The organism is Streptomyces sp. RLB3-17 (assembly GCF_007113425.2).
GTDB classification, from domain to species: domain Bacteria; phylum Actinomycetota; class Actinomycetes; order Streptomycetales; family Streptomycetaceae; genus Streptomyces; species Streptomyces mirabilis_D.
Genome location: NZ_CP041610.2, coordinates 4,421,080 through 4,436,819, shown reverse-complemented (window position 1 = coordinate 4,436,819; position 15,740 = coordinate 4,421,080). Strand labels below are relative to the sequence as shown.

At 70.5% G+C, this 15,740-nt stretch carries 11 protein-coding genes and 1 pseudogene; 4 read left to right on the top strand and 8 right to left on the bottom strand.

The window, feature by feature from the left end:
• Positions 1–121 precede the first annotated feature (121 nt).
• Positions 122–853, bottom strand: coding sequence for an SDR family oxidoreductase (locus FNV62_RS20325; RefSeq protein ID WP_143608169.1), 732 nt, complete (start codon positions 851–853; stop codon positions 122–124).
• A 73-nt stretch (positions 854–926) separates the two neighbouring features.
• Positions 927–1,118 carry a hypothetical protein gene (locus FNV62_RS58025; protein WP_382109125.1) on the bottom strand — a complete coding sequence of 64 codons (192 nt, stop codon included), beginning with the start codon at positions 1,116–1,118 and terminating at the stop codon, positions 927–929.
• Here FNV62_RS58025 and FNV62_RS20320 point away from each other — a divergent pair.
• Positions 1,023–3,398: pseudogene (locus tag FNV62_RS20320) on the top strand (ATP-dependent RecD-like DNA helicase); the annotation flags it as partial. The gene FNV62_RS58025 and the pseudogene FNV62_RS20320 sit on opposite strands and share 96 nt — an antisense overlap.
• Positions 3,399–3,687: 289 nt before the next feature.
• A complete protein-coding gene (locus FNV62_RS20315; protein WP_054231840.1) occupies positions 3,688–4,977 on the top strand; it encodes a citrate synthase in 1,290 nt (429 codons plus the stop codon).
• Positions 4,978–5,584: 607 nt separating this feature from the next.
• Here FNV62_RS20315 and FNV62_RS20310 read toward each other — a convergent pair.
• The 4 genes from FNV62_RS20310 to FNV62_RS20295 form a co-directional block, all read right to left on the bottom strand.
• Positions 5,585–7,888 (bottom strand): heavy metal translocating P-type ATPase, encoded by a 2,304-nt coding sequence (locus FNV62_RS20310; protein WP_144315483.1) that lies wholly within the window; start codon positions 7,886–7,888, stop codon positions 5,585–5,587.
• A 182-nt stretch (positions 7,889–8,070) separates the two neighbouring features.
• Positions 8,071–8,310: a heavy-metal-associated domain-containing protein gene (locus FNV62_RS20305; protein WP_143601700.1), complete on the bottom strand. Its 240-nt coding sequence runs from the start codon at positions 8,308–8,310 to the stop codon at positions 8,071–8,073.
• Between the two features lie 64 nt (positions 8,311–8,374).
• Entirely contained in the window at positions 8,375–9,325 is a 951-nt protein-coding gene (locus FNV62_RS20300; protein WP_144315482.1) for a PrsW family intramembrane metalloprotease, read from the bottom strand.
• A gap of 153 nt (positions 9,326–9,478) precedes the next feature.
• Positions 9,479–10,102 (bottom strand): TetR/AcrR family transcriptional regulator, encoded by a 624-nt coding sequence (locus FNV62_RS20295; protein ID WP_225900851.1) that lies wholly within the window; start codon positions 10,100–10,102, stop codon positions 9,479–9,481.
• Between the two features lie 602 nt (positions 10,103–10,704).
• Between FNV62_RS20295 and FNV62_RS20290 the strand changes: the two genes are divergently transcribed.
• Positions 10,705–12,942 (top strand): MMPL family transporter, encoded by a 2,238-nt coding sequence (locus FNV62_RS20290; protein ID WP_205523156.1) that lies wholly within the window; start codon positions 10,705–10,707, stop codon positions 12,940–12,942.
• Between the two features lie 44 nt (positions 12,943–12,986).
• The gene (locus FNV62_RS20285) at positions 12,987–14,021 is read left to right on the top strand and encodes a zinc-dependent alcohol dehydrogenase family protein (protein WP_097225829.1); all 1,035 of its coding nucleotides are present in this window, start codon (positions 12,987–12,989) and stop codon (positions 14,019–14,021) included.
• Between the two features lie 102 nt (positions 14,022–14,123).
• Here the strand turns inward: FNV62_RS20285 and FNV62_RS20280 are convergent, their stop codons facing one another.
• Positions 14,124–14,321, bottom strand: a complete 198-nt coding sequence (locus tag FNV62_RS20280) for a helix-turn-helix transcriptional regulator (protein WP_054231835.1) — start codon at positions 14,319–14,321, stop codon at positions 14,124–14,126.
• Between the two features lie 406 nt (positions 14,322–14,727).
• Entirely contained in the window at positions 14,728–15,726 is a 999-nt protein-coding gene (locus FNV62_RS20275; RefSeq protein WP_144315481.1) for a helix-turn-helix domain-containing protein, read from the bottom strand.
• Between the last annotated feature and the right edge of the window lie 14 nt (positions 15,727–15,740).

Sequence of the window (15,740 nt, the reverse complement as noted above, 5' to 3'; positions counted from 1 at the left end):
TGGGGAGGCGGGGTGGGGGTGGAGCAGGGGGTGGAGCGGGCGGTGGAGCAGGTGGTGGAGCAGGTGGTGGAGCAGGTGGTGGAGCACCCGCCCCTTGCGGATCGCGGGTGCTCCTGTGGGGCTACTTCAGCCAGTCGGTGTAGTGCGTGGGGGCGATGCGGGCGCCCTTCTTGGTGGTGAGGACGTCGCCGTGGGCCGCGGCGAACATGCCGGCGGTGTCGTCGACGGTCACCGAGCGTTTGTCGCCCTTGAAGTCGAGGGTGATCCGACCCAGCTCGTCCAGCGGGTAGGTGTCGGGTCCGCCGACCTCGAGGGTGCCGCCCAGGGGTGATCCGGCCGCGACCTCGGCGACGGTCGCCGCGACGTCCGCCGCGGCGATCGGCTGGATGGGGGTGCGGGGCAGGCGGACGGTGTCGCCGTCGGTGGTCCAGGACAGGACGGCGTCGACGAACTCCATGAACTGGGTGGCGCGGACGATGGAGTACGGGACGGAGCCGGCCTTGAGGATGTCTTCCTGGAGGGTCTTGGCGCGGTAGTAGTCGAGGTCCGGCACCTGGTCGGTGCCGACGATGGACAGGATGACGAAGTGTCCGACGCCCGCCCGCTGGGCCGCGGCCAGGAGGTGGTCCATCGAGGTCCGGAAGAACGCGGCGGAGGCGTCGTCGAAGGTCGGGGAGTTGGTCAGGTTGACGACCACGTCGGCGCCGGCCAGCGCCGCGTCCACGCCCTGACCGGTGAGGACGTCGACCCCGGTGGACAGCGAGTGCGGCACCGCCTCGTGTCCGGCCGCGTTCAGGTTCCGCACGACCTGTGACCCGATCAGCCCGGTCCCGCCGATGACTGCGAACTTCATGAGACGTCCTGCCCTTCGCTCGTCGATGCTCGTCGATCATTGTCCGTTATGAATCGTATGTACCTTTAGGGCGTTATTGTGTCGTGCCGGCTTCGATGGAAGGACCTGTGCCGGCTTCCACGGAAGGACCCGTGCCGGACTCGTCCAGTCGGTCCGGGGCCAGGCGGGCGGCCACGTCCTCGCCCGCTCGCCCGAGCTGATCACCGTGCTCGACGCCGTCGAGGCCGTCGCTGTCCGCCACGGCGCCCCGGCTGTCAGTCGGCACAGGTACCTTCGGATCATGTCCAATCAGGCGGAGAACCGGCAGGTACAACTGGCGGTTGTCGAGGGCGTGCTCGAGCGGATCACGTACGCCAACGAGGAGAACGGGTACACGGTCGCGAGAGTGGACACCGGCCGCGGCGCCGGCGACCTGCTCACCGTCGTGGGCGCACTCCTCGGAGCCCAGGTGGGCGAGTCGCTCCGGATGGAGGGCCGTTGGGGCTCCCACCCGCAGTACGGCAAGCAGTTCACGGTGGAGAACTACACGACCGTCCTGCCCGCCACCGTCCAGGGCATCCGCCGCTATCTCGGCTCCGGTCTGGTCAAGGGCATCGGCCCGATCTTCGCCGACCGCATCACCCAGCACTTCGGGCTGGACACGCTCCAGATCATCGAGGAGGAGCCCAAGCGCCTCATCGAGGTCCCCGGCCTCGGCCCCAAGCGCACCAAGAAGATCGCCGACGCCTGGGAGGAGCAGAAGGCGATCAAGGAGGTGATGCTCTTCCTCCAGACCGTCGAGGTGTCGACGTCGATCGCGGTGCGCATCTACAAGAAGTACGGCGACGCGTCGATCTCGGTCGTCAAGAACCAGCCATACCGCCTGGCCGCCGACGTCTGGGGCATCGGCTTCCTCACCGCGGACAAGATCGCCCAGTCCGTCGGCATCCCGCACGACAGCCCCGAGCGCGTCAAGGCGGGCCTCCAGTACGCCCTGTCGCAGTCCGCCGACCAGGGCCACTGCTTCCTCCCCGAGGAGCAGCTGATCGCCGACGCGGTGAAGCTGCTCCAGGTGGACACGGGCCTGGTCATCGAATGCCTGGCGGAACTGGCGGAGCCGACCCAGGACGAGGACGAGCCCGGTGGCGTACGGGAGCCGGGCGTCGTACGCGAGAAGGTCCCCGGTCCCGACGGCGGCCCGGACACGGTCACGGCCGTCTATCTGGTCCCCTTCCACCGCGCCGAACTCTCCCTCTCGGCCCAGCTGTTGCGCCTCCTGCGCACCACCGAGGACCGGATGCCCGGTTTCCACGACGTGGCCTGGGACAAGGCGCTGACCTGGCTGAAGGGGCGTACGGGCGCGGAGTTGGCACCCGGGCAGGAGGAGGCCGTCCGGCTGGCGCTCACCAAGAAGGTCGCGGTGCTCACCGGAGGCCCCGGCTGCGGCAAGTCGTTCACGGTCCGCTCGATCGTGGAGCTGGCGCGCGCCAAGCGGGCGAAGGTGGTGCTCGCGGCGCCGACGGGCCGTGCCGCCAAGCGACTCGCCGAGCTGACCGGAGCGGACGCCTCCACCGTGCACCGGCTCCTGGAGCTCAAGCCGGGCGGGGACGCGGCGTACGACAAGGACCGGCCGCTGGACGCCGACCTGGTGGTCGTGGACGAGGCCTCCATGCTCGATCTCCTGCTCGCCAACAAGCTGGTCAAGGCGGTGCCGCCGGGCGCCCACCTGCTGTTCGTCGGGGACGTCGACCAACTCCCCAGCGTCGGCGCCGGCGAGGTCCTGCGCGACCTGCTCGCCGACCGGAGCCCCATCCCCTCCGTCCGTCTGACCCAGGTCTTCCGCCAGGCCCAGCAGTCGGGAGTGGTGACGAACGCGCACCGGATCAACTCAGGGCAGCATCCCGTCACGGACGGCATGAAGGACTTCTTCCTCTTCGTCGAGGACGAGACCGAGGAGGCCGGGCGGCTCACCGTGGATGTGGCGGCACGGCGGATTCCCGCCAGGTTCGGGCTCGACCCGCGCCGGGACATCCAGGTGCTGGCGCCCATGCACCGCGGCCCCGCGGGCGCGGGCACCCTCAACGGCCTGTTGCAGCAGGCGATTACGCCAGGCCGCCCCGACCTCCCCGAAAAACGCTTCGGTGGCCGGGTCTTCCGGGTCGGCGACAAGGTGACCCAAATTCGCAACAACTACGAAAAAGGGGAGAACGGCGTCTTCAACGGCACCGTGGGCGTGGTCACCTCACTCGACTCCGAGGAGCAGCGTCTGACGGTGCTGACGGACGAGGACGAGGAAGTGCCCTACGACTTCGACGAACTCGACGAGCTGGCCCACGCGTACGCGGTGACGATCCACCGCTCCCAGGGCAGTGAGTACCCCGCGGTGGTGATTCCGGTCACCACCGGCGCGTGGATGATGCTCCAGCGCAATCTGCTCTACACGGCGGTCACCCGCGCCAAGAAGCTCGTCGTCCTGGTGGGCTCCCGCAAGGCGATCGGCCAGGCGGTCCGCACGGTGTCGGCAGGCCGCCGCCACACATCCCTCGACCACCGCCTCACCACCTGACCCGCAGCCGAAAAGGACGCATCACGGGGCCCGGGACGGAGCCCCGCGGGGATGCGACACCCACCCCCGCCCCAGGCATCACAAAAAATGATCGATCAAACGAGTCGCAAAGGTCACACAGCACTTCCGGAACCAGGGCGAAGGGGGGCAGGATGAGCAGGTTGGCGGCACTGAGTGCCGCCAATAGGCCCAATGGTCGACCCCGAGTGCACTCTCCAGGGCCAAATGGGGGATGGTAGAGACAGTCAGGGCACCTCGAAGAAGAGGCACAACGTCGGTGAGGGATGACGTGAGCGACAACTCTGTAGTACTGCGGTACGGCGATGGCGAGTACACCTACCCGGTGATCGACAGCACCGTCGGCGACAAGGGCTTCGACATCGGGAAGCTCCGCGCCCAGACCGGGCTGGTGACGCTGGACAGCGGGTACGGCAACACCGCCGCGTATAAATCCGCGATCACCTACCTCGACGGTGAGCAGGGCATCCTCCGGTACCGCGGCTACCCGATCGAGCAGCTGGCCGAGCGCTCCACCTTCCTTGAGGTGGCCTCTCTGCTGATCAACGGTGAGCTGCCGAACGTGGACGAGCTCTCCACCTTCAAGAACGAGATCACGCAGCACACCCTGCTGCACGAGGACGTCAAGCGCTTCTTCCAGGGCTTCCCGCGCGACGCGCACCCGATGGCGATGCTGTCGTCGGTGGTCAGTGCCCTGTCGACGTTCTACCAGGACAGCCACAACCCGTTCGACGAGAAGCAGCGTCACCTTTCGACGATCCGCCTTCTCGCCAAGCTTCCGACGATCGCGGCGTACGCCTACAAGAAGTCGATCGGTCACCCCTTCGTCTACCCGCGCAACGACCTCGGGTACGTCGAGAACTTCCTGCGCATGACCTTCTCGGTCCCCGCGCAGGACTACGAACTCGACCCGGTCGTCGTCGCCGCGCTCGACAAGCTGCTCATCCTGCACGCCGACCACGAGCAGAACTGTTCGACCTCCACCGTGCGCCTGGTGGGCTCGTCGCAGGCGAACATGTTCGCGTCGATCTCCGCCGGCATCAGCGCGCTGTGGGGCCCCCTGCACGGTGGCGCCAACCAGTCCGTGCTGGAGATGCTGGAGGGCATCCAGGCCTCCGGCGGCGACGTCGACTCCTTCATCCGCAAGGTGAAGAACAAGGAGGACGGCGTCCGTCTGATGGGCTTCGGCCACCGCGTCTACAAGAACTTCGACCCCCGGGCGAAGATCATCAAGGCGGCGGCGCACGACGTCCTCTCGGCGCTCGGCAAGTCCGACGAGCTGCTGGACATCGCGCTCAAGCTGGAGGAGCACGCGCTCTCCGACGACTACTTCGTCTCGCGCAGCCTCTACCCGAACGTGGACTTCTACACCGGTCTGATCTACCGCGCCATGGGCTTCCCGACCGAGATGTTCACGGTCCTGTTCGCCCTCGGCCGCCTCCCGGGCTGGATCGCCCAGTGGCACGAGATGATCAAGGAGCCCGGCTCCCGCATCGGCCGCCCGCGCCAGATCTACACGGGCGTCGTCGAGCGCGACTTCGTCCCGGTCGAGGCCCGCTAGGGCCTGTCCGGCCGGACAGGCCCTAGGCCCAGGTCACTCCCAGGAAAAACGGAAAGCGCCCTGCTACCGGTCCCCCCACGGGCCGGCAGTCAGGGCGCTTTCCTTGTCCCGGTGCGGATTCCCCCCACGGGATCCGGCCGGGCGTCTGTGGGACAGCGCCTGAATCGCTGCGAGCGTGCTGACGCGTTGCTCCCGGCCGGCCGGGCTGACCGGACCGGCCGTGAGCAAAACGAGCAAAACTCTCTGTACTACTGCGGTGCTGATGTACTGCTGGGGTGCGGTCTGCCGGGACCCGTACCGACGGGAGGGCCGCTCAAAGCTCCCCGCTGCACGTGCCCCGGCAACGCAGTTCCGGGAACGTCCCCCAAGACATCCCCAGATGTCAGAGACGCCCCCCAAGACGTCTCCGGCATCGCCAACTTAGACTCACGAACCCCTTCGATGGTTACGTTCGCATCACTGTGATCTGCGTCTCTTGCGTATGTCCTGAAGATACGCAAGAGACTGATATGGCAAATCGAGACCCAAGCGTAAGGAAGATGCGCGAGCCTTGTGAAGAGCTTATGTGAGGCTCCCGTTCGACTCTAGGGGGACTCTTACTCCGTCGTCATGAGAATGTCCTGAGTCGAAGGCTGTTTGTCACCACGAACACCGACGAGAAGGCCATCGCGGCCCCCGCGATCATCGGGTTGAGGAGTCCGGCCGCGGCGAGCGGCAGCGCCGCCACGTTGTATCCGAACGCCCACACCAGGTTCCCCTTGATCGTGGACAGGGTCTTGCGGGACAGCCGGATCGCGTCCGCCGCCACCCGCAGATCCCCCCGGACCAGCGTCAGGTCGCTCGCCTCGATCGCCGCGTCCGTGCCCGTCCCCATCGCGAGGCCGAGGTCGGCGGTGGCGAGGGCCGCCGCGTCGTTCACCCCGTCGCCGACCATCGCCACGGTCCGCCCCTCGCTCTGGAGGCGCTTGACGACGGCGACCTTGTCCTCGGGCAGCACCTCGGCGATCACATCCCCGGGGTCGATGCCGACGGCACGCGCCACGGACCGGGCGACCGCCTGGTTGTCCCCGGTGAGCAGGACCGGTGTGAGCCCCAGGCCGCGCAGTGCGCGCACCGCCTCGGCGCTGGTCTCCTTGATCGCGTCGGCGACGGTCACGACACCGAGTGCCACCCCGTCCCGGGTGACCACGACGGCCGTACGTCCCTCCGTCTGTGCCTCGGCCTTGGCGCGGGCCAGCGCCTCCGGGAGTTCGCCTTCGTGGAGCCGTCCCACCTGGATGTCGTGACCCTCCACGCGTCCGCGTACGCCGAGGCCGGGGACGTTCTCGAAGTGCTCCACCGGAGGAAGGTCGCCAGTCCGCTCCTGAGCGCCCGCGGCGATCGCCCGGGCCACCGGATGCTCGGAGGCGTGCTCCAGGGCGCCTGCGAGCCGCAGGACCTCCTTCTCGTCGGTGTCGGCGACGACGTACACCTCCCGCAGTGTCATCCGTCCCGTCGTCACCGTGCCGGTCTTGTCCAGGACGACCGTGTCGACGCGGCGCGTGGATTCCAGGACCTCGGGGCCCTTGATGAGGATGCCGAGTTGGGCGCCGCGGCCCGTGCCGACCATCAGGGCGGTCGGCGTCGCGAGGCCGAGGGCGCAGGGGCAGGCGATGATCAGCACCGCGACGGCCGCGGTGAAGGCGGCGACCGTGTCGCCGGTGACACCGAGCCACACCCCGAAGGTGACGAGCGCGATCACCAGCACCACCGGCACGAAGATCCCGGAGATCCGGTCGGCGAGGCGCTGCACCTCGGCCTTGCCGTTCTGCGCGTCCTCGACGAGTCGGGCCATCCGCGCGAGTTGGGTGTCGGCGCCGACCCGGGTCGCCTCGACGACGAGCCGTCCGCCGGCGTTCACGGTCGCGCCGGTGACGCCGGAACCCACCGTCACGTCCACCGGCGCCGACTCGCCGGTCAGCATGGCGGCGTCGACGGCGGAGGAACCCTCCACCACCGTCCCGTCGGTGGCGATCTTCTCGCCGGGCCGCACGACGAAGCGGTCGCCCGTCGCCATCCGCGCGACCGGGATACGGACCTCACGGCCGTCCCGTAGCACCGCGACGTCCTTGGCCCCCAGCTCCATCAGCGCCCGCAGCGCGGCTCCGGCCCGCCGCTTGGAGCGGGCCTCCAGGTAGCGGCCCAGCAGGATGAAGGCGACGACACCCGCGGCGACTTCCAGATAGATCGTCGACGACCCCTCCGTGCGCGAGACGGTGAGGTCGAACCCGTGCCGCATGCCCGGCATGCCCGCGTGCCCCCAGAACAGCGCCCACAGGGACCAGCCGAACGCGGCGAGCGTGCCGACCGAGACGAGGGTGTCCATGGTGGCCGCGCCGTGCCGCGCGTTGGTGAACGCGGCCCGGTGGAAGGGCAGCGCGCCCCAGACCACGACGGGCGCGGCGAGGGTCAGCGAGAGCCACTGCCAGTTGTCGAACTGCAGTGCCGGGACCATCGACATCAGGACGACGGGAAGGGCGAGCAGGGCCGATACGACGAGCCGTTCGCGCAGGGAGGCGAGTTCGGGGTCCTCGTCGGCGCCGACGGCGTCGGCGGCCCGTTCCGGCGTTTCGAGGCGCGGCGGCGGGGGTTCCTCGGCCGTGTATCCCGTCTTCACGACGGTGGCGATGAGGTCGGCGACCTGTACCCCCACCGGGTACGAGACCTTCGCCTTCTCCGTCGCGAAGTTGACCGTGGCGGTGACGCCGTCCATGCGGTTGAGCTTCTTCTCGACGCGGGCCGCGCAGGAGGCGCAGGTCATTCCGCCGATGGTGAGCTCCACCTCCGACGGCGCGGCCGGCGCGGTGATCGGGGTGGTCGCGGTGGTCTGGGCCGTCTCGGCTATGGCCGGCTCGGGTGCTGCGGTGGTCATGGTCGGGCTCCAGGGAATGAGCCGGGCCGTACGGAGCCAGTATCAGCTGGTCGGTACGGCCCGGTGTGGAGAGCTGCGTGAAGTGCTGGGTGGTGCGGGGCGAACGGGTGATGCGGGTGATGCGCGTGATACGGGGAACTGGAAGGCGCGGGGGAGCGACTGCTGAGTGCGAGGCCGGTGACTCAGGCCTTGCCGGCGAGCTCGAAGCCCGCCTCGTCGACGGCGGCGCGCACGGCCTCCTCGTCGAGCGGCGCCGCGGAGACCACGGTCACCTCGCCGGTGGCGGCGACGGCCTTGACCGAGGTGACCCCGGAGATCTCGGAGATCTCGCCGGAGACGGAGCCCTCACAGTGCCCGCAGCTCATTCCGCTCACCTGGTAGACGGTCGTGACGGAACCCGGGGTGTCGGTCTGCGTGGTCATGGCGTACTCCTCGTCGAGGCGTGTGGGGTTCGGGTGGCTTGCTCAGGTGACCAACACTATACCCCTAGGGGGTATTTCTCCAAGCAAAGTCGCGGCGTGTCAGCGAACGCACCCAGCCGACCCCCGCGAGCGCGACGATGATCAGGCCACCCACCGAGAACAGCGTGAAGAGATGTTTCTGCTCGTCGGTGGGCCCCTGCAGGTACCCCAGTCCGAACAGCGTCCGGTCGAGCCCCGTCGTGGTCAGCCGCGCGACCAGCCAGAGCGCGATGCCGTGTGTCGAGTCCCACAGGGCGTGCAACAGCGACACGCCGACATAGGTGCCCGACACCGGGCCGACGTACTGGAAGCGTCCGTGCGGATGGCGGTATGTGAGCAGCGCCGCTCCCGCGATCGCCGTCCACAGGCCGTGCCCGAAGGGGGTGAGCGGCCCGCGCAGGATCTCCGTCTCCAGCAGTGCGCGCAGATCCAGTCCCTTGAGGGAGAGGGCGGTGTTGAACGCGTACCCCGCGCTCTCCATCGCCGCGAAGCCGAGGCCGACGCTCGCGCCGAGCACGAGGCCGGCCCGCAGTCCCCGGAGTCGGGGGTGGCGGCGCAGGACGAACGCCAGCGCGGTCAGCTTCGCCGCCTCCTCGACCAGTCCGACGCCGACGCACCTCGACAGCGAGGGGTGGAGCAGGTGGTTCTCCGTCACCGACGCGCCCAGCACCCCGAGGGTCCCGCCGGCCAGGAAGCAGCCGAGGATCACCTGCACGCCGAGGTCGCGGCCGTGGCGCTCGTAGGCCCAGAGCGTGAAGACGACGGGGGCCAGGAAGCTGCCGAGCAGGATCAGGGTGGGCAGCAGCGTGGTGTTCCCCGTCGTGTACGTGACGATCGCCGTCAGCGTCCAGAGCGCGAGCCCGCCGCCCAGGCAGCGTCGCCACAGTCCGGTGCGGATCTGGGGGTACGACGGCGGGGGCTGCTGGGGTCCGGGAATGCGGGCCCGGGGCGCACCGGGCGGCTGATTCTGGGTCACGGCTTGCCCCTTGGGCTCGGTCTGATTTATCCGAACCTTATGGCAAATGTCCGCTATGTCGCAGTATGGGGTACTCCGCCACGATCGCGGTGCGAGTGGCCGCGTTCGACGGCCGGGTCGCCGTACGCGGTCAGGGGGTTGGGCCGTGCGCGCTCAGGAGGTCGGGGCCGTGAACTCGCCGGGGCCGGCGGTGAGGTCCGCCGGGGTGAGTGTCCTGTCGCGGACCAACGGCTCCAGGTAGCGGAGCAGGACGTCCTTCAACTCTCGGATGTACGCCTCGCGCTCGGCTCCCTGGTTCGAGAGGACCAGCTCCAGGCCGGCCTTGTAGATGCCCAGGCACACGTGCGCGACGCGCGTGACCTCGGTGGCGGGTGCGTCGGACATGAGGGAGGAGAGCAGCCCCTCTATCCGCGAGATCAGGGTCGCGTGCAGGGCGTCGTGCTCCTCGGCGATCCGGCCCGGGATGTCGGGGCCGTGCATCAGCGCGAAGAACACGGGGTGATCGCAGTTGAAGGCGATGAACCGGTCGACCGCGGCGCCCACGGCCTCCTCCAGCGGGGTCGTGGGGTCGACCGGGGCCAGTGCCTCGCCGTACGTGTCGCGCATCTCGTGCATGAGCCGGTCGCCCAGCTCGATCGCGATGGCCTCCTTGTTCGGGAAGAACTGGTACAGCGTGCCCGGTGAGACGCCCGCCTCGCGGGCGATGGCGTTGGTGCTGGCGGCGGTGTACCCGGTGGTGCAGAAGACGGAGGCGGCGGCCTCCAGCAGCTGGGCGATCCGGCGCTCACCGCGGGCCTGCCGTCGGCGGGGCCGCTCATCGGCGGTCTGCGCGTCGGCGGTCTGTGCGTCGACGGGGTGTCTGTCGACGGTCTGCGCGTCGGCGGTCCGCTGCGTCTCGGGCTTGTCGGGCACGAGTTATCCCCAGCTCTCCGAACGTGATTGACAAACACGAGCGGTCGCTCGCATTCTAGTGAAACGCGAGCGATCTCTCGTGTTTGCCATTCTATGGCAATGGTCGACCCCTGCCGCCTGCGCACACGACCGGATGGTCGGACGGACGCCGCGCGGACAGGGGGTCACGGTGAAGGGGACACCGCACGATGACCGAAGTCAACAGCGCGGATGACGGCCACGGGAGCGGCGCGGGGCGCGGGAGGGGCGCGAGCGTCGACGCGAGCGCGGGCGACGAGCCGCAGGTGGGCGGAGGCCCGCCGGAGAGCGGAAGCCCGCCGGGGAAGAGCGGTCCGCGGGCGGGTCGCGGCCGACGGGCGGGCGACGGCCAACGGGTGAGCGACGGCCAACCGGTGAGCGGTAGTCGACGGGTGAGCGGTGGCCCGCGAACCGGTCGCGGTGTCCGGGCCGGTGGCTGGACCCGGTTCGTGACCGCGCGCCCCCGACTCTCCCTGTTCGTCGCGCTGCTGCTCACCGCGCTCGCCGTGGTCGCCGGCAGTGGGGTCGCCGACCGGCTGGGCAGCGGCGGCTGGCAGGACCCGACCGCCGAGTCGACGTACGCGACCAAGGCGCTGGAGCGGGAGTTCCCCGCCTCGCAGCCCAATCTGCTGCTCCTGGTCGACTCGGGGCGTGCCACGGTCGACGCTCCCTCGGTCGCGGCCGAGGCGAAGCGGCTCACGGCGCGGCTCGCCGGCGAGCGGGGCGTCACGGGGGTCGGTTCGTACTGGGCGTCGGGCGCACCGGCGCTGAAGGCGAAGGACGGCCACGAGGCGCTGATCGCCGCGCGGATCACGGGCGACGAGAAGACGGCGAGCGAGACCCTGGACCGCCTGGCGCCCTCCTACCGAGGGACGCACGGGCCGGTCGAGATCAGGGTCGGCGGCCCGGTCGCGGTGCAGCACGAGATGCAGACGACCATCCGTGAGGACCTGACCCGGGCCGAGATGATCGCCCTGCCGGTGACCCTCGTGCTGCTGGTGATGGTCTTCGGCAGCGCGATCGCCGCCCTGCTGCCGCTCGGCGTGGGCATCGTCGCGATCCTGGGCACGAACGCGGTACTGCGCGGCCTCACCGAGTTCACCGACGTCTCGGTCTTCGCGATGAACCTCACCACGGCCCTGGGACTCGGCCTCGCCATCGACTACGCCCTGTTCATCGTCCGCAGGTTCCGCGAGGAACTGGCCAGGGGCGCCGCGCCTTCCCCGAGTTCTCCAGCGCGTTCGAGCAGGGAAGACGTCATCGGGGCCATCGCCACGACCCTGCGCACCGCGGGCCGCACGGTCCTCTTCTCCTCCCTCACGGTCGCTGTCTCCCTGGCCGCGATGCTGCTCTTCCCGCAGTACTTCCTGCGCTCCTTCGCCTACGCGGGCATCGCCGTGGTGCTGCTGGCCGCGGCCGCCGCCCTGGTCCTGCTCCCGGCGGCGCTGGTGCTGCTCGGCCACCGGGTGAACTCGCTGGATCTGCGCCGCCTGTTCCGGCGCGGAAGGCCGGCGGCGAGCGCGGACGGGGCCGCCTGGGGACGTATGGCCGCACTCGTCATGCGCAGGGCGCCGGTCTTCGCCGTCGCCACCACCGTCGGGCTGATCGTGCTCGGACTGCCCTTCCTGGGCGTGAAGTTCGGCACCGCGGACGATCGCCAGCTGCCCTCGGGCGCCGAGTCCCACGTCGTCCAGCAACACATACGCGACGGCTTCCCGGGCAGCCCCGGTGGTGCCCTGGAGGTGCTCGCGGAGGGCCCGGCGACCGAGGCCCAGTACACGGCCTACAAGGACCGGATCGCCGCGCTGCCCGAGGTGCTGCGGGTGGACGGGCCCCTGGCGCAGGGCGACTCGGCCTACTTCACGGTGCTGCCGAAGGGGGAGGCCGTCGGCGACGGAGCCCAGCGGCTGGTGCGCGAACTGCGTTCGACACAGGCCCCGTTCGGCACGGCGGTGACCGGCACGGCGGCGGTCCTGGTCGACTCCAAGCACGCCATAGCCGACCGGCTCCCCTGGGCCGCGGCCTTCATAGCGATCGTCACCCTGCTCCTGGTCTTCCTCCTCACCGGCAGCGTGCTGATCCCGATCCAGGCGGTGCTGCTCAACGCGCTCAGCCTGACGGCGATGTTCGGCGCGGTGGTCTGGGTCTTCCAGGACGGCCATCTGTCGGGCCTGCTCGGCTTCACCAGCCCGGGATCGATAGAGACGACGCTCCCCGTCCTCATGTTCTGCGTCGCCTTCGGCCTCTCCATGGATTACGGAGTCTTCCTGCTCTCCCGGATAAAGGAGGAGTACGACCACACGGGCGACCACCGGGAGGCGGTCCGCTTCGGCCTCCAGCGCACCGGCGGACTGATCACCGCGGCCGCGGTCATCCTCGCCGTGGTGATGGTCGCGATCGGCACCTCACGCGTGACCAACACCAAGATGCTCGGCCTGGGCATCGCGCTCGCCGTGCTGATGGACGCGATGGTCGTCCGCAGCCTGCTGGTCCCGGCGGTCATGCGCCTCACGGGCCGCGCGACCTGGTGGGCACCGGGGCCGCTGCGGCGCTTCCACGACCGGTTCGGACTGAGCGAGGGCGAGGCGGAGCCGGACGGCCCCCGGCAGGCGGACGGCCGGGAGCACGGCAAGGAGGGCGGCAGGGAGGGCGACCGGGAGCGGGACAAGGTCGAGGCGCGCGGATAGCGTTCGCTCCGGAAGGGTGATCTTCGGGCGGAGGGGCGAGACGGATGCGGGCAGTGGTGTTCGAGCGGTACGAGGAGCCGGCCGAGGTGCGCGAGGTGGCGGACCCGGTGCCCGCGGAGCACGGGGTGGTGGTGCGGGTCGAGGCCACCGGGCTGTGCCGCAGCGACTGGCACGGCTGGATGGGGCACGACCCGGACATCACGCTGCCGCATGTGCCGGGCCACGAACTCGCGGGGACCGTCGAGGCGGTCGGTGCGCGGGTGACCGGCTGGCGCCCCGGCGACCGGGTCACCGTCCCGTTCGTCTGCGCCTGCGGGACGTGTCCCTCCTGCGCGGCGGGTGACCAGCAGGTGTGCGAGCGGCAGACCCAGCCGGGGTTCACCCACTGGGGTTCCTTCGCCCAGTACGTGGCACTCGACCACGCCGAGGTGAACCTGGTGGCGGTGCCGGACGAGCTGTCCTTCGCGACGGCGGCGTCGCTGGGCTGCCGGTTCGCCACGGCGTTCCGCGCGGTGGTCGCGCAGGGCCGGGTGGCGGCGGGGGAGTGGGTCGCGGTGCACGGCTGCGGAGGCGTGGGACTGTCGGCAGTGATGATCGCGGCGGCGGCCGGGGCGCGGGTCGTGGCCGTGGACCTCTCACCCCAGGCCCTGGACCTGGCACGGAAGTTCGGCGCGGTGGAGGTCGTGGACGCCTCGCGGGTCGGGGACACGGCGGCGGCGGTCCGGGAGCTGACCGGCGGCGGTGCCCATCTCTCCCTCGACGCGCTCGGCTCCCCGGTCACCTGCGCGGCCTCGGTGAACGGCCTGCGCCGCCGGGGGCGCCACGTCCAGGTCGGTCTGCTTCCCGAGGACCCCGCGGTTCCGATGGCCCGGGTGATCGGCCTCGAACTCGAACTCCTGGGCAGCCACGGCATGCAGGCACACGCCTACCCCCGCATGCTCGAACTGGTCCGCGCCGGGGTGCTCCGCCCCGACCTCCTGGTCACCTCCACCATCCCGCTGGACGCGGTCCCCGCGGCCCTGGCGGCGATGGGGACGGCGCCGGGGGCGGGCGTGACGGTCATCGAACCGTGGAGCTGAACCCGGACAGGGGCTGTGCCCCGCACCCGGGCGAGGGGCGGGGCAGAGCGCGAGGGCACCGTGAGTGCGTGTGGCGAGCGGGGCGGGGCCCGGGGCCCGTGGTCAGTCTCTTCGTCCGCGGTTACCGGGGCGGGAGGCGACCCAGGCGCGGACGGTGTCCGCGTACCAGTAGGGCTTCCCGCTCTCCACGTGGTCGGGCGGCGGCAGCAGTCCGTGCTTGCGGTACGACCGCACGGTGTCCGGCTGCACCTTGATGTGCGCCGCGATCTCCTTGTACGACCAGAGCCTACGGTCGGTCATGAGTGGCACCTCCCTGCGCGCGTCGCGGCGGCGGCCGGGGGGTGGCCGTCGGGGGAGCCGGGCGCTGCGCTGGCGATCACAAAGCCTGCGCTCGTTGAACGACACAGAGTGACCGCAGGGCAGGGCCTGTTGGCCGGGTGTGACACAAGACCTGCGTACACGCGACATGTGTGACAGGGCGGTGGTTTTTGTGACACGCGTGACGCATTCGCGCCGAGGGGACCGTAGAGCCGAGGGGACCGTCGAGACGTGTGCGCGGCGGGGGCGGGTGGCGGGCCGGGTGCGTCGTGCGTACGTGAGCGGTGGGTCGGACCCACTCCAGGTCCGGCCCACCAGCTCCCCGCATCCCCCTCGGAAGCCGTCCGCGTCCCCCCGTCGGATCAGCCGCCGGAAGTTCAGCCTGCAATCAACGGAGCCCACCGGTCTTGGAAAAAATCGCACCCCGGTCACTTCGATCGCTCCGGTCGGGGGAGAGCACCAGGCTGGTCGCCTCCCCGGCCATCCGATCGGCCCCCGGCGGGCCGGGCGGTGGAACCGGCTGAGCTCCGCGGGCCGCCGTGAACTCCCGCGGTGTGCACCCCGTCATCGCCCGGAACTCGCCGCTGAGGTGGGCCTGGTCGTAGAACCCGCAGGCCGCCGCCGTCTCCGCCTGTGAGCGTCCCGCGGCGAGCAGCCGCCGGGCCCGTTCCAGGCGCAGCACCCGGGCCGCCGCCTTGGGGCCCAGCCCGATCTGCTCCCGGAAACGATTCTCCAACTGCCGTACGCTCCAGCCGACGTCCTCGGCGAGCCGGGCCACCGGCATCGCGCCCCAAGTCCGTTGCAGTTGCGCCCACGCCCGCACCACCCGTGTCGAACCGGGCGTCCCCGCCGAGTGCCAGCGCACGAGGACGTCGTCCAGCAGTTCGAAGCGTTCCGGCCATCCCGGCAACGCGGCCAGCGCGGCGGAGAGTTCACCGACGCTCCGCAGCCGGCGCCCGCCCGGGCCCGCGTCCCGCGAGCCCAGTCCATGCGGGAGCTCGTCGGGATCCAGGGTCCGGTCGGCGAGTTCGTACTGCGGTGTGCCGAAGAGCGTGAACGCGGCCCAGGGGGCGAGCAGCACCTCGATGCCCGCCAGCCGTCCGTCGTGTTCGCCGACGGCCGCGGTGGTGGTCGGTCCCGAGAACACCGACCTGAGGGTGACGGGGGGACGGCCCACGCGTGAGATGCGCAGGGGCTGTTCGAAGCCCAGCAACAGGGTCGCCGCGCCGATCGGCGCCTCCAGCCTGCGCCGCGGCCGGTCGAGCGCGAGCCGGATCCCGCGATAGCTGATCACTCCGGGCCCCAGTCGTGGATGCGGCCGTGCGAGGGCCGTCTCCCAGGCACCGCCGGGACCGTGCCCCGCCCGCGAGACGATTCGCGTCACCATCGGCCCTCCCGCCG

What these genes read in the sequence shown, in the direction of transcription:
- FNV62_RS20310 (WP_144315483.1), bottom strand. Translation starts at nt 7,888, where the DNA reads ATGACCACCGCAGCACCCGAGCCGGCCATAGCCGAGACGGCCCAGACC.
- FNV62_RS20305 (WP_143601700.1), bottom strand. Translation starts at nt 8,310, where the DNA reads ATGACCACGCAGACCGACACCCCGGGTTCCGTCACGACCGTCTACCAG.
- FNV62_RS20325 (WP_143608169.1), bottom strand. Translation starts at nt 853, where the DNA reads ATGAAGTTCGCAGTCATCGGCGGGACCGGGCTGATCGGGTCACAGGTC.
- FNV62_RS20280 (WP_054231835.1), bottom strand. Translation starts at nt 14,321, where the DNA reads ATGACCGACCGTAGGCTCTGGTCGTACAAGGAGATCGCGGCGCACATC.
- FNV62_RS20285 (WP_097225829.1), top strand. Translation starts at nt 12,987, where the DNA reads ATGCGGGCAGTGGTGTTCGAGCGGTACGAGGAGCCGGCCGAGGTGCGC.
- FNV62_RS20275 (WP_144315481.1), bottom strand. Translation starts at nt 15,726, where the DNA reads ATGGTGACGCGAATCGTCTCGCGGGCGGGGCACGGTCCCGGCGGTGCC.